This is a genomic window from Nocardia aurantia (genome assembly GCF_009604425.1).
GTDB classification, from domain to species: domain Bacteria; phylum Actinomycetota; class Actinomycetes; order Mycobacteriales; family Mycobacteriaceae; genus Nocardia; species Nocardia aurantia.
In genome coordinates, this window is sequence record NZ_WEGI01000014.1 from 111,148 (window position 1) to 130,987 (window position 19,840).

Consider the following 19,840-nt stretch of genomic DNA (forward strand, 5'->3'; position numbering starts at 1 on the left):
CGCGGCGCGACACTCGCGGAAATCGTCACCGCCGCGCGCAAATCTGCTGCGCGACCGCCGAAACACCGCCCGCCACACCGCCACCGCGATGGCGTCCATGCGCCGCCGGTGGAACCACGACAGGGGTGCGGGCCGCGCGCCCAGTCGGTACGGTGTCGCCGATGAACAGTTCCCGCCGCCCGGCCGCGGCCGGTGCGGCGGCCCCGGACCGGTTCGGGCCCACCACCACCGTCGACGCGGTGACCGCCGTCGTGTCCGCGGCGCCGGTCGCCGCCCTGGCCGGCTGGGCCCGGCCGGTCCCGGGACCGGGCCCGTGGGGGTTGCCGTGGCCGGTGGTGGTCGGCGGCGCGTACCTGCTCGTCGCGCTGTGGCTGCTGATCCTCGCCGCCGCCGTGCGCCGCGCCGGGCGTCCGGTGGGCGCCGCGATTCCCGCCGGATACCGCGGCACCCTGGCCGCGCTACCGGTGATCCCCGTGTGCCTGGCCGCGGAAGTGCTGTGGCGGAGCCGGTTCGGCACCGAGACCGGCCTCGGTACCCTGTTCGAACCCGGCCACGTCGGGCTGGTCGCCGCCACCTTCGTGCTCGTCACCGCACCCCTGCGCTCGGCGGCCGCCCGCATCGCCGCCGGTCGGCCGGTACCGCTGCGGCACCTGTGGCCCGCGCTGCTGGCCGCGGGCACAGCCGCGGCCCTGGCACTGCTGTGTCTCGGATACGCCAACGCCGCCACCTATCCGGCCGCGACGATCGTGGACCTGCTGTCGGAACCGGACAGCCCGGCTGCCCGCTTCCTGGCGGCGGCACTGGTGATCAGCGCGGCGGTCCTGCTGCTACCGCTGCTGTATCTCGCGCGGCGCTGGCGCATCCCGTTCGGTGCGGCGACGCTGGCCATGACACCCTCGGTGGCCGTCTCCGCCGCCACCGGCGGTGGCAACCTCAGCGTCCTGGTGGCGCTGCTGATCGCCGCGGTCGTGGTGGACCTGCTGGCCCTGTGCCTGGACCCCGGCGCCGCCCGGCCCCTCGCCTACCGCGGATTCGCCACCGGCGCAGCCTTTTTCACCTGGTCACTGTACATCGGCGTGGCCTGCGCGGCCGCCGGCCGGGTACCGGCGACCCCCGGCATGTGGATCGGCGCACCCTTCGCCGCCGCCGCCCTGGCCTGGCTGCTGGCGGTACTGATGCTCCCCGACACCGCCACCGGCGAGGACCTGCTCGCCGAACCGCCCGCCGCGCGGTGAGCTCAGTTGCCCGCCGGGTCCGGGCCGCCGGGATTGCAGCCGGCGGCGACGGTGGCCTGGTAGCCGACCGCCGGGCGCCACGGTTCCAGATTCCAGCTCGGTTTCGCCGGCGCCACCAGCCGCGCCCACTGCCAATGGCATTCGAACTGGTCGTACATGCCCGGGGTGTCGGCCTCGGGGGAGGCGGCGAGCACCTCGCTCCACGCCCGGCCCAGCGCGGCCGGGAACCGGTCGGTCCGCCCGGCGGTGGTCGGATACACGTGCAGGCGCCGGCCGTCCCCGTCGTCGGTCCATTCGGTGCGATCGACCAGTGGCTGCCCCGCGAACGGGTCCTCGGTGGGCTGCGCGGCGATCGGCGCCGCCGAAACCGGTTGCGGCGCAACCACACTGAGCGGACTCGGCGCCGGACCGACCGCCACCGGCGTCGACTCGTCCGCGGCGCCGCACCCGCTCGCCACGACCAGCCCCAGCAGCAACGCCACCGGCCCCCCGGCGCGGCGCCCGGACACCGGACGCCCGGCCCGCCGTGACCCCGCTCGGCCCACCGCGATACCCCTTCCGTCGTGTGACCCGGTCCCCGCGCATGCCGGACGGACCGGACGGTCCCCGCCACGGTACCCGCCGCACCACCACCGGGCGGCGCGGCGGCGGCCCTGGGCGGGTCACCCCGCGCCTCGCGGACACCGGCGCGGCCAGCGGTTCGTGCCCGGCAAGTCGCCGCCACCCACGTACAGTGGACAGGTGGCCGCTCAACTGACCAAGGGACAAGTGGACCGCCTCGCCGTCGACGACATCACGGTGTCCGTCCGGCACAGCGAGCCCGTGGATGTGTCGGCGTTACTGCTGAACTCGGACGGTCGCGTCAACACCGTGGGCGACCTGATCTTCTACAACCAGCCCACCGGCCCCGGCGTGCGGCTGACCTCCGGGACGGCCGGCGTGCAGATCGGGCTGCGGTCGCTGCCGCCGGCCGTCGAGCACGTCCGCGTCGTGCTGTCGCTGGGAGATCCCCAGGGCCACTTCGGCGATTACCCGCCACCGCAGATCCGCATCGAGGACAACGCGCAGAATCCGGTGTACGAGTACGTGATCGACGGGCTCGGCACCGAATCCACCGTCATCGCTTTCGATCTGGACCGCGCCGGCGGCGGCTGGCAGGTCCGCGTCCAGGGCTACGGCTACCCGGCCGGTTTCGCCGAGATGGTCAAGGCGCACGGCGTGACCGTCGGCGGGCCCGTCGAGGAGTACGGCTACCGCGGCCCGGCGATCCTCGACTCCGGGCAGCAGGTGTCGCTACGCGACATCCGCAAGGGCGACCTGGCCATGGTCAAGATGGCCCTGGGCTGGGACCCGATGCGCGTGTACGGCCCGCGCGGCATGCGCGACCTGGAGATCGACCTCGACGCGTCCGCGCTGCTGTTCATCGGCCAGAATCTCGTCGATGTCGCCTTCTACCAGCAACTCTCGTCCCGCGACGGCTCGGTGCGGCACTCCGGGGACAACCTCACCGGTGACGGCCGCGGCGACGACGAGGTCATCAGCGTCGACCTGGCCCGGCTGCCGCAGCAGATCTCCAGCGTCGTGTTCGTGGTCAGCTCCTACGCCGGGCACACCTTCGAACGCGTCCGCAACGCCTACTGGCGGCTGGTCGACGGCGGCACCAACGCCGAACTCGCCCGCGGCAATCTGCGTGCCGGCGGGCAGCACACCGGCATGGTGGTGGCCAAGGTGGACCGCGAGGGCACCAGCTGGCGGCTGACCGCGATCGGCGCCCCCATCCAGGCCGGCCACCCGGTGGAGGCTGTCCCACATGTGACGCCCTACCTGTGATCCGGCCCGCACGGACTGCTTCCGGGTGGAATGTCCGGCTGGTATTCGGCGACCGCCGACCCTACTATGTCCTCTCGCGGGAGCAGTCCGGGAAATAGGGGCTTGCATCTCGCGAGCGGTACCTGAATGGTAGCGGTGTGTCCGTCGGCCGTGCTTCCCGCGGTGGCCGGACCCCGCAGGAGAGTCGACCCTAGGGGCGAGATGACAGCACCGGCCGTGAAATGTCTTGTCTGGGAAGTGGACAACACGTTGTGGGACGGCGTCGTCTGCGATTCCACCAACGGGGTGCTGCGGCCGGACGCGCTACGCGCGCTGCGCACCCTCACCCGCCGCGGTATCCTGCACGCGGTCGCCAGCCGCGGCGAATGGGCCTGGACCACCGACACCCTGCAACGGCACGGGCTGCACGCCGCCTTCGCCACCGTCGAGGTCGGCTGGGGCCGTAAATCGGCCGCCCTCACCCGCATCGCCACCCAACTGGGCATCGGCCTGGACGCCGTCGGCTACATCGACGCCGAACCGCTGGAACGCAGCGAGGTCGCCCACGCCCTGCCCCAGGTGCGCTGCTACGCCGGCCGGCACGTCGACGTCCTCGCCGATCTGCAGGAATTCCGCGCGCCGGTCACCAACGCGCCGCCGCCCACCTCGCCGATGGGCTTCGCGCACATCTCCGCGCAGTAACCCGCCGCGCCGCAAAAACCCGACACGCCGCACCCCGGCGTGGCGACACGCGCGCCGATCCCCGCCGACGGCGGCCACCGGGAAACACGCTGTCGCCGTACCACGTTCAATTCGTGTCACCGCCGGTCGAGGCGGGCATACTGTCCGGGCTTCTCGTGGATTCGCCGAACAACGCTCTACCCCTTCTTCTTTGAATCGAGGTAGTCAGATGTCGGTTGCCGCACCACCGGTTCCACCCGCAACATCCCGATGGCGAACAGGTCTCGGCGTCACCGCCGTGGCCGCGCTCACCGCCTGCACACCCGCGCACGCCACCACCCCGGGCACCCTGGACATCGGTTTCGGCGCGCACGGCAAGGTCTGGTCCCCGGTCGGCCCCGAGAGCCGCGCCCGCGCCGTCGCCGTCCAGCCCGACGGCCGCATCGTCGCCGCCGGCGTCACCCGCGACACCGCACAGGGCGACAACTTCGCGATCGTCCGCTACCTGCCCGACGGCACCGAGGACCCCGCCTTCGGCGACAAGGGCGTCGTGTCCGCCGATTTCGACGGCCGCTCCGATGTGGCCGCCGCGGTCCTCGTCCAGCCCGACGGCCGCATCGTCGCCGTCGGCACCAGCCGCGGCGACGGCGACGGCGACATCATCGCCGTCGCCCGCTACACCGCCGACGGCCGGCCCGACCCGGCCTTCGGCGTCGCGGGCCAGGTGTCGACCGACCTCGGCAGCCGGGCCGACCACGGCAACGCCGCCGCCCTGCAGCCCGACGGCAAACTGATCGTCGCCGGCTCCACCCACGACCCTGACCGCGGCGACGAATTCGTCCTGCTCCGCTACCTGCCCGACGGCACCCTCGACCCCGGCTTCGGCACCGCGGGCGTCGTGTCCACCGACTTCGGCGGCCGCGCCGACACCGCCAACGCCGTCGTCGTCCAGCCCGACGGCCGCATCGTCGCCGTCGGCACCAACCAGGGCAACGGCACCGGCGACAACATCGCCGTCGCCCGCTACCGCCCCGACGGCACCCTCGACACCGGATTCGGCGACGGCGGCCGCATCTCCACCGACCTCACCGGCACCGACGACCGCGGCAACGCCGTGGCCCTGCAACCCGACGGCCGGATCCTCGTCGCCGGCTCCACCCACGACCTCGTGCAGGGCGACAACTTCCTGCTCGTCCGCTACACCGCCGACGGCCGGCTCGACCCCACCTTCGGCAAGGCCGGCGCGGTGGCCACCGACTTCGGCGGCGCCGCCGACAGCGCCAACGCCGTCGGCATCCAGGCCGGCGGCAAGATCGTGGTCGCCGGCACCAGCCACGGCGACGAGAACACCGACCGGATCGCCGTCGCCCGCTACACCCGCGACGGCACCCTCGACCCCGCCTTCGGCCGCAACGGGCAGGCCACCACCGAATTCGGCAAGAAGGCCGACCAGGGCCGCGCCGTCGCCGTCCAGCCCGACGGCCGCATCGTCATCGCCGGCATCACCCACGACCCGATCCTCGGCGACAGCTTCGCCCTCGTGCGCTACCGCGCCTGACCCCCGCGACACGTCCGATTCACCCACCGGGATACAGCAATCCGGTAGCTACGCTTGCTGGAATGCGACAGTCGAAGGGCCGGCGGACGCTGGCCGGATGCGCCACCACCCTGATCGTGCTCACCGCCGGGCCCGGCGCCGCCCCCGCGGCCGCCGGGCCCGCGAGTGTCGCCCCCCTCGGCGACGACTTCCGCTGGGGCGTATCGGCATCCGGGTTCCAATCCGAAGGCGATGCGCCCGACAGCAATTGGACCCGCTACATCGCCGGCGGCGCGGTCGAGCCGTACCGGCAGTCGGTCGACTTCCTCGGCAACTACGCCGCCGACATCGACCGCGCCGCCGGCCTCGGCGCGAAGGTGTACCGCATCAGCATCGAATGGGCACGCGTGCAACCGGTTCCGGACAGCTGGGACGAACCGGCCCTGCGCACCTACGAGCAGATCGTCGACCGCATCATCGCCGCCGGCATGAAACCCATGCTGACCCTGGACCATTGGGTCTACCCCGGCTGGGCCGCCGACCGCGGCGGCTGGCGCAACCCCGCCATGGTCGCCGACTGGCTGCGCAACGCCCGGGAAGTGGTGCACCGCTTCGCCGGCCGCGACCCCCTGTGGGTCACGATCAACGAACCCGCCGCCTACGTCGGCACCGAACTGCGCATCGGCGCCCTCACCCCCGCCGAGGCGCCACTGATGACCGACCGGCTCGCCCAGGCGCACAACGAGATCTACGACTTCATCCACCTCCTGCAACCCACCGCCCAGGTCACCAGCAACCTCGGCTACGTGCCCGCCGCCGAAACCGAGGTGAACCAGCCCTTCGTCGACCGGATCGCCGCGAAACTCGACTTCCTCGGCGTGGACTACTATTTCGGCCCGACCGCGCAGACCGCCCTCGCCGGCACCGACGCCGGCTCACCGGACATGTGGGAACTACCCGAGCAAACCGAGGGCATCTACTACGCCCTCCGCCACTACGCCCGGCTCTTTCCCGGCAAACCCCTCTACGTGGTGGAGAACGGCATCCCCACCGAGGACGGCCGCCCCCGCCCCGACGGCTACACCCGCGCCGACCACCTCCGCGACACCGTCTACTGGCTGCAACGCGCCCGCGCCGACGGCATCGACGTCCGCGGCTACAACTACTGGAGCCTCACCGACAACTACGAATGGGGCAGCTACACACCACGTTTCGGCCTCTACACCGTCGACGTCGACACCGACCCCACCCTGACCCGCCACCCCACCGACGCCGTCGAAACCTTCGCCACCCTCGCCCGCGACGGCGGAGTCCCCGCCGACTACCACCCCACCCGCCCACCCGTCCCCTGCTCCCTGGTCGACCCACCCGCGAGCTGCGACGACCCCGTCCACGCCCCCTGACCGGCGGCAGGCCCGCCCACCCGGGGCGGGCCCGCCGGTCTACGCCGCCGGTCTACGCCGCCCGTGTCGCGGCGACCTGCTGCCTGCGGAGGCGGGTATCGCGGACCGATGCCGTCGGCGAAAGTAATAGGCGGCCGAGGCGGTCAACTTGACGGCGACCATCACGGCGACGGTCCCGATCGGCAGTTCCCAGCCGGTGAACGCGAAACCGGCCGCTGCCGCATGAAACACCAAGGCCGACAGCAGAACCACCACAACCGGCAGGGCGGGACGCCCCCACCACCGCGAAACCGCTGCGCGCGAACCCGATTCGTCCCGGTCGGGCAGGAACGGGGCAGCGGGCCCGGTGTGCGCGGGCAACACCGGTCCGCGCCCCGACGACTCAGCCGATCCGTGCTGAGCGAGCGCGATCCGGCCGTGCCGGTGCAGGGCGGCCCACCTGTGCCCGGCGGTCGCGTTCCCGGACGACGGAGGCCGGCCGTGCCGGGTGACTCCACGCCGCCTCACTTCGGATCCTCCGCCGCGCAATCCGTTTCGGCCGCGACCCATTCGACCGACAGGCGCCCGAACCGATGCAGATCGGCGGCGATGACGGCGCACAATCGGGTAGCCGCCGCTTCATCGACGGCGTCGAGGCGGATCGACAGGACACCCGGGCCGGCGGTCAGGTCCGCCCGGCCCCACGGGTCGAAGATCACCTGCCCGGTGGTGTCGTCCCACTGCGCGGTGACCCGCGCGCCGCCGGTCACACCACCGCCGCCGACCGCGACGGCCTGCACCGGCTCGTCCGCCGGTGGCACAGGTCCGGCGGCGCCGTGGCCCCGGAAGCGGTGGGCCCGGCCGTCACCCATCGCGGCGGCGTGGCGGCAGAACTGCGCAAGATATCGGGCCGATCGGTCGGTGGCGATACGGGCATGCAGCACAGGCATTCTCGTCACAACCTCGTCACCCGCGCGAACCACGCGGCGACCGAAGCGGGCCCCGCGACATCGAGGGTGGCCGGCTCCAGGGTGTCCAGGCGCCAGCCGTCGGTGAACGCCGCCACGATCTCCTCCCGGCGCAACCGGTGCGGACCGTACGAGCCGGGTTGCGCGTCACTGAAGCCCAGCATGAAAAACGTTCCACCCGAAGGTATCACCGCCGCCAGCGCACGCACGTACCGATCCCGGTCCGCACCGGTGAACAGGTGGAACAACCCGCAATCGAGCACGGTGTCGAAGGTTTCGCCCAGATCGGCCGGCGCACTCGCGTCGCACTGCACGAATCGCGCGGTCAGGCCGCGGCTGCGGGCCTTGGCCGTCGCGGTCGCCAGCGCCGCCGCGGACAGATCCACACCGGTGGCGTCCAGCCCCAGGCCGGCGGCGAGCAGCGCGTGTTCGCCTGTGCCGCAACCGGCATCGAGGACCCGGCTGGTCAGCGCACCGGCCTCGGCCAGCGCCGCGAACCTCGGCTGCGGCCGATCGATATCCCACGGCGGCTTGGTGGCGTACAGGGTGTCCGGGCCGGGACGCCCGTGCTCCGGACGCGGGGGATGGGCGGGGGTGAGCATCGTGGTTTCTCCTCGGAACGACGGCGGAATGCGGTCGCCGCCGAATTTATCCAGACACAGTGTATCGATGCAAGACCCAATGTATCCATGCTGGAAGGCGTGTATCGTGACCGGGGTGCCGAAGCTGTGGAACGACACCATCGCCTCGCATCGCTCCCAGGTGCGCGACGCGATCCTCGACACCACCGCGGCCCTGGTGTTCGAACACGGGCTGCGGGCGGTCACGATGGCGCAGATCGCCGAACGAGCCGGGATCGGCCGGGCGACGCTGTACAAGTATTTCCCGGACGTCGACGCGATCCTGCACGCCTGGCACGGCCGCCAGATCGGCGAACACCTGCGACAGCTGACCGCGGTCCGCGACGGCACAGGCGACCCGGCCCAACGCCTCACCGCCGTGCTCACCAGCTACGCGCACATCGTCCGGCAAACCCGCAGCCACGACACCGAACTGGTGAAATTCCTCCACCCCGACCAGCAGATCGCCGACGCCCAGCAACACCTGCGCGAACTGATCGGCGCCCTGATCGCCGAGAGCGCCGCCACCGGCCACCTCCGCGGCGACATCGACCCCGCCGAACTGGCCAACTACTGCCTGCACGCCCTCAACGGCGCCGCCACCCTCACCACCGACACCGCGATCACCCGCCTGATCGACCTCACCCTCACCGGCCTGCGCACCCCCGCCCGGTAGCGACGCCGGCCCCGCGGCGCGCCACCGGGACACCGGTGAGCCGACCCTCCCCGCGAGCGGCCCGCCGAACGAATTGCCCGGCGGCCCGGCACATCTCACCGCCCCCCGGCCGTCGGCTCCCTGACCACCTCGCGCGGCGACTTGTCCGGCCGCAACCCCCGCCAGGAGGGATGGCGCAACCGGCCGTCACCGGTCCACTCGGTGAAGCTCACCTCCCCGACGAGCTCGGGCGCGACCCACACCACATCCCTGACATCGGCTGCCACCGTGGGCTTCTCGGTGCGGATCCGCGCCAGGCTCGCCTGCAGCTCCTCCAGGGCCGCCGCACTGAATCCGGTCCCCACGTTCCCCACGTAGGTCAGCTGCCCGGCGGTATCGGACACGGCCATCAGCAGCGACCCGATCCGGCCGGAACGCCTGCCGTTCCCCGGTTTCCAGCCGACGATCACCACCTCCTGCTCGTTGACGTTCTTGACCTTCGTCCACCACGGACTGCGCCGCCCCGCCAGATACGGACTGTCCAGTCGTTTGCACACGACCCCCTCGAGCCCGAGCCGTTTCGACTCGGCGAGCACGTCGGCGCCGCGTCCGCGCAGCCGCGGCGGCACCCGCCAGCAGCGGCCCTCGAGCCCGAGCTGTTCCAGGATTGCGCGCCGCTGCTCGTACGACAGCCCCACCAGGGACCGGTCGCCGATGTGCAGCAGATCGAAGATCAGATAGGTCGCGGGCACCGACCCCGCCAGGCTGCGGATCATCGCGGCATTGCGCTGATGCATCCGCGGCTGCAACGCCTCGAACGAGGTCCGCCCGTCGGCGGTGATCGCGACGATCTCCCCGTCCAGCACGAAAGGCGGTGTGCCGGGCGCGATCCCGGCGAACTCCGGCCACGCCGGGGTGATCTCGTTACCGTTGCGGGAATACAGGCGCAGATTCTGCTCGACATACCCGAGCGCCCGGATCCCGTCGAACTTCACCTCGTATCCCCACCGGTCGTCGTCCCGGGGCAGGCTGCCCGCCGCTGCCAGCATCGGCGCGTACCGAGGAAGTCCGGTCACACCTCCAGCATACTTACAGCAAACTCAGCGTCAGTTCACGCAGGGAATCTCCGAGCCGATACTGGTGCTGACCGGCTTGCCGGAATCGGGCAGATCGTCCGAGGCGGCCGTCGTGGCAGCCGAGGTACCGGTCCCCGCTCCGGACTCCGTCGCGGTCGCGGCCGCCGCACCGGTGGCGGAGCTGCTCGAGGTCAGCTCGTCGGGCAGGTTGAAGTCGGTGCCGATGACCACCTTCACGTGACCGGGCTCGACGTTCTTCGACGCCGCGGTCGGCAGCCCGCCGAGGGCGTCGGCGACCTGGGTCGCGTCCGTGTCGGCGCCGGTGCCGAAGTACACCACCGAACTGGAACCGTCCCCGTAGCCGGCGTTTCCGGTCGTGCCCTTCGGGAAACCCTTGGCCGACAACGAGGTCGACACCTTCCCGGCCATCCCGCCCGGCGCCCCGGCGTTGACCACGTCGACCGTGCTGACCGGCGTCGTCTTCGGCGCCGGGTCGGTCTGCACGCCGAACGCCGCCCGCACGGTCCGCTTGATCGCCGCCGGATCGACGACGTTGACGTCCTGCCCGTCGACGGTGTCGTACCGCAGCACCGGCAAGGTCTGGAACTCGATCGGGATCGAGCCCGCCCGGCCCATCGTCTGCGCGAAATCGACCAGGTTCCAGCCCTGCGACAGCACGATGTCGTTCTGCGCCAACGTGATCAGCCGCTGCAGCGACCCGAGGTTGGTGAGCGTGCCACCGTCCTTGAGCCGTTTGGCCGCCGCGGTGAGGAACGCCTGCTGGCGATGGGTGCGGTCGAGGTCGCCGTTCTCCAGCTCGTGGCGCTGCCGCACGAACGCCAGCGCGTCGGAGGCGTCGAGATGCTGCGGCCCGGCCGGGAACACCGCCCCGGAGTAGTAGCTGTCGTCGACGGCGTGATTGAGGCAGACGTCGATGCCGCCGAGCAGATTCGCGATGTCGTAGAACCCGACCAGCGACACCTCGGCGAACCGGTTGATCGGCACCCCGGTGAACGCCTTGACCGTGTTGACGATCGACTCGCGACCGGCCTCGCGGCCCTCCTTCTCCAGCTCGACCTGATCCTTCACGCCCTGGTTCATCAACTGCTGTTCCCGGTACGCCTTGCGCAGGCCGTAGGCCTCCTTGACCTTGACGTGGTCGTAACCGGGAATGCCGGTGACGGGCACGTAGTCGTCGCGCGGAATCGAGAACGCGGTGATCTTCTTCAGATCCTTCGGAATGTGCACCAGGATCAGCGAATTCGCGTTGTAGCCGCCCTCGCTGCCGTCGCCGGCGTGCAACTGGTCCAGGACGTCCTTGGGCAGGTCGTTGCCGTTGCGGTCCTTACGGGTGTCCAGGCCGATCAGCAGGATGTTCAGATCGCCGTCGAGGGCGGCGGCGTCCTGTTCGGAGATCGCCTTCGAACGGGTGAAACCCTGGTCCACACTGCGTTCGGTGTAGTACGCGGCCCCGGTACCGGTCACGACGATCACCGCGCCGGCCGCGGCCAGGATCCGGCCGGTCAGCCGTACCCGCTGCCGGGAACGGCGGCGCGCGGTGCGCTCGGCCCGCCGGGTGGCCGCCCGCCGCGGCGAGGCCGGCACCGCCGGGACGAACCGATCGGTCGGCCTGTCGGCATCGGCGACCGCGGCGGCGTGACCGTCCGGCGTGCCCGGGGGACTCGCGGGGTGAAGCTCCGCGACCGCCTCCGGCTCCGGACCGGGCACGCCTCGGGCCCCGGCGGCCCGCCGGCCGCGCGCCGCCGCCCGGCCGCGAGAGCCTCGCTCGGCGCCGGTCGCCTCCGCCGGCGTCCGCTCCGCCCCTTCGGGCCGAGTGTGGCGACCTCCCGGTCGCGAATCGGCCACGACCGGTATCGGTTGGGTTTCGTCGTTCATCTCGCCGTCAAGTCTCACATCACCGTGCTGTGGATACGCTGAGAGTTGTCGTCATCAGGTTGTGACATCGTGCACGATCCCGGCACGGAATGCACATTCGCAGCGCGTTCTAGCCGGTCGGCGCGCCGGCGAACCCGAGCATGGCGCACAGGGTGTCGAGTTGGTAGTCGAAGACCGCGGACCGGTCGGTGAAGGTGTCCGCGCCGTACATGTCGAAGACGTCGAAGCTCACCGCGCCGAACAGCGCCGACCACACCGGCAGCGCCCGGGCCAGCGCCCAGTCGGGCATTCGCAGCCCGAACTCCGCCCGGATGGCGACGATGTCCGCGCCCAGCGCCGCCGGCGGCGCGGACGCGGGCGGTTCGGTCAGCGCGCCCACACCGGCGGCGGCCTCGACCACGCCCAGCAGCGCCACGATCACCCGGGTGCCGGGGACGACGGTCTGCTCGGCGGGCGCCTCGTAACCGGGCACCGGGCTACCGAACAGCAAGCCGTACCGGGCCGGTTCGGCCAGGGCCCAGTCCCGCACCGCGTGGCCCAGCGCCCGCAACCGTTCCCGCGGATCGGCGGGGGCGGCGGCCAGCGCGGCGTCGACGACGTCGCCGAGTTCGGTGTAGGCGTCGACCACCAGCAGCGTCAGCAGTTCGTCGCGGCTGCGCACATACCGGTAGATCGCCGAGGACACCACCCCGAGGTCGCGGGCGACCGCGCGCAGCGACAGCGCCGCCGCGCCGTGCACCGCCAGGTGCTCACGGCCGATGCGCACGATGTCTTCCATGGTGCGGGCGCGGGCGCGCGCCCGGGGCGTGGTGGCGGCCATCCTCCCAGGCTGCCACGAGAGAGCACCGTTGGCAAATGTGAACGCTGCTCCGAACGAGGAGCCGCCCACCGCCCGCGACCCCGGATGTGACTACGATTCCCCGGTGACCGGATACGACGACGCGTTCGAGCACCTCGACACCAGCACGCTGCCGCCGCGACAACAGCGCATCCTCGCGGTGATCCGCGACTGGGTGGTGCGCCACGGCTATCCGCCCGGCACCCGCGAACTGGCCGACGCGGTCGGCCTGCGCTCCCCGTCCTCGGTGTCCAAACATCTGAAAGCCTTGGAGGACAAGGGTTTCCTGCGCCGCAGTGACAGCGTCACCCGCCCGATCGACGTCCGGCTGTTCCTGCGGTCCGCACCGGCGGAGCGCGGTGGCGACACCGGCGATTCGGTCGCGGTCCCCGTGGTCGGCGACATCGCCGCCGGCACCCCGATCCTCGCCGAGGAGCACACCGACGACCTGCTCACCGTCTCCCGCAGCCTGGTCGGGCGCGGCACGGTGTTCGGGCTGCGGGTCCGCGGCGACTCGATGATCGACGCCGCCATCTGCGACGGCGACCTCGTCGTCGTCCGGCAGCAGCACGAGGCGAACTCCGGCGACATCGTCGCCGCCATGCTCGACGGCGAGGCCACCGTGAAGGTGTACCGCCGCCGTAACGGTCACGTCCACCTCGAGCCTCGCAACCCCGCCTATCCGGTCCTCGACGGCGACGACGCGGTCGTGCTCGGCAAGGTGGTGTCGGTGATGCGGCGGGTGTAGCCGCCGCTGTCACCTTTCCCGGCCGCGATTCGTCGACGCTGCGAACCGAATCCGCCCGGAGGAAGGAATGCCGTCGTGACGCCCGAGGAACTGCTGGCGGTGGAGTTCGAACTCCACCGCCCCCGGCTGCGAGCCGTCGCCTACCGGATGCTCGGCTCGCTGGCCGAGGCCGACGACGCCGTGCAGGAGGCGTGGCTGCGCTTGTCCCGCAACGACTCCGGTGAGATCGCGAACCTGGCCGCCTGGCTGACCACCGTCGTCGGCCGGGTGTGCCTGGACCTCCTGCGCGCCCGCACCGCCCACCGCGAGCAACCGCTGCCCGAGCACCTGCCCGACCCCGTCGTCGGCGCCGACGACGCCGGCGACCCGGAACACCAAGCGCTGCTGGCCGATGCGGTCGGCCTGGCCCTGCAGGTCGTCCTGCACTCCCTGGCCCCGGCCGAACGACTCGCCTTCGTCCTGCACGACATGTTCGGGCTGCCGTTCGAGCAGATCGGCCCGCTGGTGGACCGCACGCCCGGCGCGGCGAAGAAACTGGCCAGCCGGGCCCGGCGGCGGGTGCGCGCCGCACCCCACCCCGGTGGCGACCCCGCCGAGCACCGCCGCGCCGTCGACGCGTTCCGCAACGCCGCCGCCGGAGGCGATTTCGACGCGCTGCTGGCGATCCTCGACCCCGACGTGCTGCTGCGCGCCGACACCGGCGCCCACCCGTTGCAGACCGTGCGCGGCGCGGCGACGGTGGCCGGGCAGGCCACCGGCTTCCGTCGCGGCGGCGGCGCCGGCGCGACCATGCGGCCGGTGCTGATCAACGGGCTGCCCGGCCTGGCCGGTGTGCGGGACGGCCGGCCGATCTCGCTGATGAGTTTCACCGTCGCCGGGGGCCGGATCGCCGGCATCGACATCCTCGCCGATCCCGACCGGCTGGGCCGCCTCGACCTGCCCGGATTCGACGATCGGCCGGATCCGGTCACCTCCGCGGGCCCGCGCTCGTCATAGCGGTGCACCCGGCACCGGCCGGGATACGCATCCACCCCCGACTCGTCCGGAGGACGACATGTCACCACGCATACCCGACGCCAACGCGCTCGTGCCCGAGATCCAGGAGGCGGCCGCCGCCCTGGTCAGGGCCACCGGCAACGGGGCGCTGCCGCAGAACACCGGCACCCTGGTATTCCTGCGCGCCGGTCAGATCGTCGGCAACACCTACCAGGTCGCCCGGCACACCGCGAGCCTGCGCGGCGCGGGGGAGTCCGAGGATCGGATAGCCTCCCTCGTGACCTGGTGGGACTCACCGTATTTCAGCGAGGCCGAACGGGCCGCGCTGGCCCTCACCGAGGCCACCTTCGGGCCCACCCCGCGCGGCGGCGAACGGGTACCCGACGACCTGTTTGCCACGGCCGCCCGGTACTACGACCCGAAGGCGCTGACGACTCTCGTGGTCACGCTCGCGACGGCCGGATTCTGGATGAACATCGCGCTCCTGCTGAAGCCCGATCCGATCCGCCAGGCCACCGTCGCCGCCTGACCGCGGCCGGTCGCCGACGTCGGCCGGCGACCCGGCACTGGTCCGTGACCCGGTCCCGGGTCGCGACCGGTGCCGGGTCGCGATCAGTGCTCGGTCGGGTCGCGGCCGGATCCGGTCGCCATCAGTGCAGGGCCGCGATCAGTGCGGGTCCGCGGTCAGGTCGTACACCACCAGCCCGTCCAGATGCCGGGCCGGATAGTGCGCCGACACCCACTGATAGATGTCCTCGTCCCCGACCGGATGCCACCAGCCCGCCGCCGGACTGTACGGGGCCGCATCGGGTTTCGCGTCCGCGCTCCTGTCGGTGCGCCACGCGTCCGGCAGCTTCACCTCGGTGGCCAGATAGTAGGAGATCTGATGGGTGCGGGCCAGTTCCTCGAACCGCGGCAGCCCCGGCGCCGGATCCTCCGAGGTGAACCCGCCGATGGCCAGTACCGGTGTGCGCGTGGCCAATTCCAGCCCCGCGGCCGGACCGGACCGATCGATCGCCGCCGACCACCGGGTGTGCGTCGCCTGCAACAGCGACACCAGCTGCGGATCGTAGTCGGTGCCGCCCATCATCACCGACAACTGTTTCCGGAACATCGCGAACGCGCCGGACTGCGGCTCCGGCCGCGCCGGACCCACCGAAGGCCCACCGCCGGTGTGCGATTGCGGCAGCGTCGCCGCGGCGTACGCGGTCGAACCGGCCAGCCCCGCGACCATCCCGGCCGCCAGCAGCAGCGCCGTCACCCGGCGGGGCACCCGCCGGCCCAGCGGCGGAATCACCGTGGCCACCAGCGCCACCACCGCGACCACGGTCACCGCCAGGATCGCCCAGCGCAGCCACGGCTGCCAGGAAGCGTTGCGGCGCAACAGCACGAACGCCCAGCCGCCACCGGCGGCCACCAGCAGCGCGCCGCCGATCCGCCCCGCCGCGGTGCCGCGCCGCGCCCACGCCTCGTGCGCGCCGAGCGCGAGACTGCCCGCCACCGCCGGCGCGATCGCCAGCGTGTAATAGGCGTGCATGCCACCCTTCATGCCGGAGAACGCGACCGAGTCGATCAGCAGCCACAGCCCGAACAGCAGCGCCGCGCCGCGCACGAGGTCCGTCCGCGGCGCCCGCCACCGCAGCACCAGCACCAGCACGAACGCCACCACCGCCGCCGGCAGCAGCCACGAGATCTCGAAACCGATCTCCCCGGCGAACATTCGCGTCGGGCCGGTCCCGTTACCGCCGAAACCGCCTCCGCCGCCACCGAATCGGGGGAACTGGTACCCCGGCGGCGGCTGGAACAGATTGCGGCCGTGATGATTGTGTCCGAGGTAGCGCGCGAAGCCGTTGTAGCCCAGCACCAGATCCATGAACGTGTCGTTCGCCGACCCGGCCAGATACGGCCGCGACGACGCCGGCCACAGGATCGTCAGCAGCACATACCAGCCCGACGAGACGACCAGCGCCGCCGCGGCCGCCAGCAGATGCAGCAGCCGCCTGCCGATCGTGGCCGGGGCGACCAGCAGATAGGTCAGCGCCAGCGCGGGCAGCACCATCAGCCCTTCCAGCATCTTGGCCAGGAACGCGAAACCGAGCGCCACCCCGGCCCAGATCAGCCACCGCACATCGGCTTTCGGCAGGGCCCGCACGGTGCACCACGCGGCGACGGTCATCGCCAGCACCATCACCGCGTCGGGATTGTCGAACCGGAACATCAACGCCGCCACCGGCGTCACCGCCAGCGCCAGCCCGCCCAGCAGGCCCGCGCCGCGGCTGCCGGTGACCCCGGTGACCGTCGCGTAGAGCAGCGCGACCGCGGCGACGGCCATCAGCGCCTCCGGCACCAGCATGGACGCGCTGGAGAAGCCGAACAGCCGCACCGACACCCCCATCACCCACTGCGAGAGCGGTGGCTTGTCCACGGTGATGAAGTTCGAGGGATCCAGCGAACCGAACAGCACCGCCTTCCAGCTGCGCGAGCCGGACCACGCGGCGGCGGCGTAGAAGCTGTTGCCCATCGCGTTGACGGTGATGTTCCACAGATAGGCCACGGCGGTGCCGAGCAGCAGCACGATCAGCGCGATCCGCTCCCAGCGGCGGGCAGGCGGCGGACCCGCGGTGTCGATCGGATCGGGATCGGTCGGATCGGGATCGGTCGAGCCGGGCAGGGCAGTGTCGGCTGTCGTCGCTGTCACCGCGGGAGTCTCTCACCCGTGCCGGTGAGCATCCTGGCGTGCGCCTGGGAGAATTCTGAGAGCGTCCCGCCGGTCACGACCCGTCGACGCCGAGCGCGTCGGCGAACATCGGCCACGAATCGTGCAGATCCTGCTGCCAGTAACCCCAGGAATGCGTTCCCGTGGGCCGGAACCGGAAGGTCGCCGGGATCTGCAGCGCCGCGAACCGGCCCTGCAACGCGTGCGTGCACGTGTCGGTCACCGTCTCCAGCAGGGCGCCGCTGAGCATCTGCGCGATCAGCTTGACCGGGTCACCGCCGATGCCGGGACCGTCCATGGTGTCCAGCGGACCCGGCCACCCGGTCCCGCTCGACACGTAGATCGCGGTGCCGCGCAACCGATCCGCGTGCAGATACGGATCCATCGCCGCCCAGGTCGGATCGCCCGGCGGCCCCCACATGTTCACCGGATCACCGGACCAGCGGCCCACCACCGCGCCGACCATCGCCTGCCCCTGCGGATTGCTGGTCTCCACACAGCCGCTGTAGGAACCGATCGCCTTGTACAGTCCGGGCGCGGCCATCGCCAGCTGGAACACCGACGTCCCCGACATGGACACGCCCGCGATCGCGGCGGTGCCGTCGGTGTGCAGCGCCGAATCGATCACCGGCGGCAGTTCCTCGGTGAGGAAGGTCGTCCACAGCGGCCGGCCCAGCACCGGATCGGCGGTGCGCCAATCGGTGAAGTAGCTGCCGCGGCCGCCGATCGGCACCACCACGTTCACCTGCTTGTCGGCGAAGAAGCCGACCATGTCGGTCTGGTCGGTCCAGCCGCCTCCGCTGTCACCGTCGCCGCCGCTGGAACCGTTGAGCAGATACAGCGTCGGCGCGGGCGTCGACGTGTCCGAGGCGCGCAGGATCTTCACGGTGATGTCGGTGTCCATCGCCGCCGAGTGCACCGTCAGATCGATGAACCGGTCCAGGTTCGGGACCGCCTTCGTCATCCGGGTGCCGTCGTCGGCGGGCCGGGCCGAGGCGATCAGCGCCGCGGCGACCGCGGGCGGGCCGGGCTGATCCGCCGCCGCGGGCACCACCGGGACGAGCGCGGCCGCGGCGAGCAGCGGCGCGAACAATCCGACGACACGTCGACCCACGAATTCCACCTCCGCCAATGTGTGGCCCCCGCTTGCGGTGACGGTAGGACGTCGCGGCGGGTACCGACAAGTCGGGGCGCAGGGTACTGGACAAGAAACCAGTCCCGCCCGGGTGGGCCTGGGGGCCGATCACAACCATGAACGGCCGCCGGCCGGGTACCGAGCGCAGGCCCTGTGGCCGCTGTGCGCGGCCTGGGGGCCCGCTGTGGGCGCGCCGGCTCAGCGCGGCACGGTCACCGGATCGGCACAGCTGTCCGGCGCGTCCACCAGCGAGCAGTCGTCCGGGCCGCGCGTGGGCCGGTACCCGGCGGGCACCCCGCCGTCGCGGATCAGCGCGGTATAGGCCGCGACGGCGTCGGTGGGCCGCCGGTCCAGGGCCGCGCCGGCGCGCACGTCGACACTGTAGAGCCCGAAACGCGGTGTGTAGCTGCCCCATTCGTAGTTGTCGGTGAGACTCCAGTAGTTGTAGCCGATGACCTTCAGGCCGTCGGCGGCCGCACGCTGGATCCAGTAGACGGTGTCGCGCAGATCGTCGCCGCGGCGGTACCCGTCGGCGCGCGGCTGCTCGTCGCGGGTCGGCATCCCGTTCTCCACCACGAACAGCGGCAGCCCCGGGAACCGGCGCGCGTAGTGCCGCAGCGCGTAGTAGATGCCCTCCGGTTGCAGCGGCAGATTCCACAACCGGTCGAAATCCGCCGGCGACACCTGCTGGATCGACTGCGGGGTGAATCCGTAGTAGTAGTCGATGCCCACGAAGTCGAGGGTCGCGGCGATCGCGTCGAGCATCGGCCCGTTGACCGCCGGCTCGGCGGTGCCCGCCAGATAGGCGATGTTGCTGGTGACCATCGCGCCGGGCTGCACCGCGTGGATGTGCCGGTAGGCGCCGCGGTGCGCGTCGATCAACCGCTGCTGCGTCACCGGTACGTCCGCCGCGGCCAGGCCGCCGCCGGTGACCTCGTTGAGGATGTAGAACGCCGGCTCGTTGATGGTGACCCACAACGGATCGTGGCGCGCGTAGCGATCGATCACGGTGCGCGCGTTGGCGAGCCACGCGTCGAGCATCCCCGCGTGCGCCCAGCCGCCGCGATCGGCCGCCCAGCCCGGGTACACCCAGTGGTCGAGGGTGATCATCGGCCGGATCCCGTGCCGGGCCAGCGTTTCCAGCACCCGGTCGTAGAACGCGAACCCGGCGTCGTCCCACCCGTCCGGATGCGGTTGTACCCGTGCCCATTCCACGCTGAACCGATACACCCGGACCCCGAGCCCGGCCGCCAGCGCGATGTCCTGTTCGTAGCGGGTGTAGAAGTCCACCGAGTCGCGATACGGCTCGTGTGCCGAACCCGCCGCGTACCGGGCCCAATTGCTGTCCGGCGCATGACCTTCGCACTGGAACCCGGCGCTGGCCACCCCCCAGAGGAAGTCGTCGCCCAGCGGCGGCACCACCGCCGGGGCCGGGGCCGCCCCGGCGAGCGGGACAGGGGCGGCCAGCGCCCCGGCGCCTGCGGCGAGGACGGCGAGCGCGTGACGGCGGGTCAGGGGCATGGCATCCTCATCGTCGAGTGCGGGACG

Annotated in this window: 18 protein-coding genes; 9 read left to right on the top strand and 9 right to left on the bottom strand. The window is 71.9% G+C overall.

Features of this window, described 5'->3' with window-relative positions; all coding sequences use genetic code 11:
* The first annotated feature begins 161 nt into the window (after positions 1–161).
* Entirely contained in the window at positions 162–1,235 is a 1,074-nt protein-coding gene (locus NRB56_RS30240; protein WP_153347745.1) for a hypothetical protein, read from the top strand.
* 2 nt (positions 1,236–1,237) lie between these two features.
* On the opposite strand, the gene NRB56_RS30245 is transcribed toward NRB56_RS30240, so the two are convergent.
* On the bottom strand, positions 1,238–1,717 hold the full coding sequence (locus NRB56_RS30245; protein ID WP_319943751.1) for a DUF2599 domain-containing protein: 480 nt from the start codon (positions 1,715–1,717) through the stop codon (positions 1,238–1,240).
* 259 nt (positions 1,718–1,976) lie between these two features.
* Between NRB56_RS30245 and NRB56_RS30250 the strand changes: the two genes are divergently transcribed.
* The 4 genes from NRB56_RS30250 (at position 1,977) to NRB56_RS30265 (ending at position 6,665) form a co-directional block, all read left to right on the top strand.
* Positions 1,977–3,065, top strand: a complete 1,089-nt coding sequence (locus NRB56_RS30250) for a TerD family protein (RefSeq protein ID WP_319943752.1) — start codon at positions 1,977–1,979, stop codon at positions 3,063–3,065.
* A gap of 201 nt (positions 3,066–3,266) precedes the next feature.
* Entirely contained in the window at positions 3,267–3,746 is a 480-nt protein-coding gene (locus tag NRB56_RS30255) for an HAD family hydrolase (RefSeq protein WP_153347746.1), read from the top strand.
* A gap of 208 nt (positions 3,747–3,954) precedes the next feature.
* Complete coding sequence (locus NRB56_RS30260) at positions 3,955–5,283, top strand: delta-60 repeat domain-containing protein (RefSeq protein ID WP_153347747.1); 1,329 nt, start codon at positions 3,955–3,957, stop codon at positions 5,281–5,283.
* Between the two features lie 62 nt (positions 5,284–5,345).
* Complete coding sequence (locus NRB56_RS30265) at positions 5,346–6,665, top strand: family 1 glycosylhydrolase (RefSeq protein WP_153347748.1); 1,320 nt, start codon at positions 5,346–5,348, stop codon at positions 6,663–6,665.
* 503 nt (positions 6,666–7,168) lie between these two features.
* On the opposite strand, the gene NRB56_RS30270 is transcribed toward NRB56_RS30265, so the two are convergent.
* Together NRB56_RS30270 and NRB56_RS30275 are read right to left on the bottom strand one after the other, a co-directional pair.
* Complete coding sequence (locus tag NRB56_RS30270) at positions 7,169–7,594, bottom strand: DUF2218 domain-containing protein (RefSeq protein WP_153347749.1); 426 nt, start codon at positions 7,592–7,594, stop codon at positions 7,169–7,171.
* 5 nt (positions 7,595–7,599) lie between these two features.
* Positions 7,600–8,214, bottom strand: a complete 615-nt coding sequence (locus NRB56_RS30275; RefSeq protein WP_153347750.1) for a class I SAM-dependent methyltransferase — start codon at positions 8,212–8,214, stop codon at positions 7,600–7,602.
* A 106-nt stretch (positions 8,215–8,320) separates the two neighbouring features.
* On the opposite strand from NRB56_RS30275, the gene NRB56_RS30280 reads away from it, so the two are divergent.
* Positions 8,321–8,908, top strand: coding sequence for a TetR/AcrR family transcriptional regulator (locus tag NRB56_RS30280; protein WP_319943753.1), 588 nt, complete (start codon positions 8,321–8,323; stop codon positions 8,906–8,908).
* Between the two features lie 95 nt (positions 8,909–9,003).
* On the opposite strand, the gene ligD is transcribed toward NRB56_RS30280, so the two are convergent.
* The 3 genes from ligD to NRB56_RS30295 all read right to left on the bottom strand — a co-directional run bounded on the left by ligD (position 9,004) and on the right by NRB56_RS30295 (position 12,679).
* Entirely contained in the window at positions 9,004–9,963 is a 960-nt protein-coding gene (gene ligD, locus NRB56_RS30285) for a non-homologous end-joining DNA ligase (protein ID WP_319943754.1), read from the bottom strand.
* A 30-nt stretch (positions 9,964–9,993) separates the two neighbouring features.
* The gene (locus tag NRB56_RS30290) at positions 9,994–11,859 is read right to left on the bottom strand and encodes an LCP family protein (protein ID WP_153347751.1); all 1,866 of its coding nucleotides are present in this window, start codon (positions 11,857–11,859) and stop codon (positions 9,994–9,996) included.
* Positions 11,860–11,968: 109 nt separating this feature from the next.
* Positions 11,969–12,679, bottom strand: coding sequence for a TetR/AcrR family transcriptional regulator (locus NRB56_RS30295; protein WP_153347752.1), 711 nt, complete (start codon positions 12,677–12,679; stop codon positions 11,969–11,971).
* Positions 12,680–12,782: 103 nt separating this feature from the next.
* Here NRB56_RS30295 and lexA point away from each other — a divergent pair, with 103 nt between their 5' ends.
* The 3 genes from lexA to NRB56_RS30310 all read left to right on the top strand — a co-directional run bounded on the left by lexA (position 12,783) and on the right by NRB56_RS30310 (position 14,970).
* Positions 12,783–13,445 (top strand): transcriptional repressor LexA, encoded by a 663-nt coding sequence (lexA, locus tag NRB56_RS30300; protein WP_319943755.1) that lies wholly within the window; start codon positions 12,783–12,785, stop codon positions 13,443–13,445.
* 75 nt (positions 13,446–13,520) lie between these two features.
* Positions 13,521–14,441 carry a sigma-70 family RNA polymerase sigma factor gene (locus NRB56_RS30305; protein ID WP_319943756.1) on the top strand — a complete coding sequence of 307 codons (921 nt, stop codon included), beginning with the start codon at positions 13,521–13,523 and terminating at the stop codon, positions 14,439–14,441.
* A gap of 58 nt (positions 14,442–14,499) precedes the next feature.
* Positions 14,500–14,970: a carboxymuconolactone decarboxylase family protein gene (locus tag NRB56_RS30310; RefSeq protein ID WP_153347754.1), complete on the top strand. Its 471-nt coding sequence runs from the start codon at positions 14,500–14,502 to the stop codon at positions 14,968–14,970.
* A 138-nt stretch (positions 14,971–15,108) separates the two neighbouring features.
* On the opposite strand, the gene NRB56_RS30315 is transcribed toward NRB56_RS30310, so the two are convergent.
* The 3 genes from NRB56_RS30315 to NRB56_RS30325 form a co-directional block, all read right to left on the bottom strand.
* Entirely contained in the window at positions 15,109–17,139 is a 2,031-nt protein-coding gene (locus tag NRB56_RS30315; RefSeq protein WP_319943757.1) for an ArnT family glycosyltransferase, read from the bottom strand.
* Positions 17,140–17,212: 73 nt separating this feature from the next.
* Positions 17,213–18,280, bottom strand: coding sequence for an alpha/beta hydrolase (locus tag NRB56_RS30320; protein ID WP_406603547.1), 1,068 nt, complete (start codon positions 18,278–18,280; stop codon positions 17,213–17,215).
* A 210-nt stretch (positions 18,281–18,490) separates the two neighbouring features.
* Entirely contained in the window at positions 18,491–19,813 is a 1,323-nt protein-coding gene (locus tag NRB56_RS30325; protein WP_153347755.1) for a family 1 glycosylhydrolase, read from the bottom strand.
* Between the last annotated feature and the right edge of the window lie 27 nt (positions 19,814–19,840).